Annotated in this window: 1 protein-coding gene; it reads right to left on the bottom strand. The window is 67.9% G+C overall.

Translation table 11 applies throughout. From position 1 onward, the window contains the following. Positions 1-1,265: terminase gpA endonuclease subunit (locus BLR51_RS27055; RefSeq protein WP_207543718.1), on the bottom strand; the 1,265-nt coding region annotated here is incomplete at its 3' end. Positions 1,266-1,303 lie beyond the last annotated feature (38 nt).

The following is a 1,303-nucleotide window of genomic DNA, read 5'->3' as shown; positions in this document are numbered from 1 at the left end:
GCCACCAGCTGCACCTCGATCCGGTCCTCCTGACAGTCGACCCCGGCGGCGAAGATGAAGCCGGTGGCGGGCAGGATGCCCAGATCCAGCACCATGCCCGGTTCGGCATGTTCGGTGCGGTCGCGCAGGCTTTCCCAGTCCGGCGCATCGGTGGCCTGCTCATACGGCAGGCCCAGCACGTCGTTCCAGAACACCTGCTCCACCGCCGCCTTGATCGGCTTGGCGGTGGCGGTCTTGCCTTCCTTCGGCGCGGCCTCGCTGGGGGCAGAATGCCCGGCCTCGAGCCGGGACCAGCCCATCATCTGCGCGTATTCCACCGCGATGGAGGCCCAGTCCCGCTGCGGTGCATAGGCCCGCCACAGGTGGAACCCCGGGTGATCGCCGCCGGGATGCTGCCGCACCCACCGCCCCTGTGCCACGATGCGTTCCTTGTCGGCATGGCGGATCGGGGCGCGGCAGCTCTCGCAGGTGAAATGCGCCGCGTGCAGGCGTTCGGGATCGATGCTGGCCCGGAAGTTCTCCCAGGTCAGCGGCTGCGCAAAGCCGCATTGCGGACAGGGCACATGATAGAGCCGCCGGTCGCTGCGCTCATAGGCTTCGGTGATCCGGCAGGTGCCCTTGATCATCGCCGTCGACACGCGCAGCAGCTTGGCATCGTCGAAGCCCGAGGCCCGGCTTTCCGCCAGCTTTTCCGGATCACCCTTGTCCGAGGTCTCGAACTTGGACAGATCGTCCATGATGACCAGACGGCGGCTGGTGCCGGTCAGATCGGCGGGCGAGCCCGAGGAGGCCACCTTCAGCGAGCCGTTGCGGTCCAGCGTCTCCTGATTGAAGATGTTGTCGCGGTTCTCGCCGCGTCCCGCCCCGAAGATCCGCAACAGCCCCGGCGCCTGCCGCCGCATCGGCATCCATTTGTTGTTCACCCATTCGCTGGCGGCACTGCCGGTGGGATGCACGATCAGCGAGTCGAGCGGGGTGTATTCGTGCCAGGCCGCCAGCGTCGGCTGGATGATCGACACGGTCTTGCCCCATTGCGCCGAGCCGCGGATGGTCACCTCGCGGCAGGGATGTTCCGGGGACAGCACCTCGTGGATCTCGCGCAGGAAAGCGAAGCGGGTGCTGTCGAAGCGGCCCGGCATCGGCGAGCGGGCGTCGAACTCGATATTCTCCTCGCACCAGCGGGTGATGTCCGGCGGCGGCGGCGGGGCCATGGCCGCCGACAGGGCGGCGCGGATCACCGCCTCCGCCGAGGTCAGATAGCCCATTCAGAAATCCGCCTCCCGTTCCTCCGGATCAAGCCCGG

Source organism: Salipiger marinus (genome assembly GCF_900100085.1).
Lineage (GTDB): Bacteria > Pseudomonadota > Alphaproteobacteria > Rhodobacterales > Rhodobacteraceae > Salipiger > Salipiger marinus.
The sequence above is the reverse complement of the archived record's forward strand: the minus strand, read 5'-3'. Positions and strand labels throughout refer to the sequence as shown.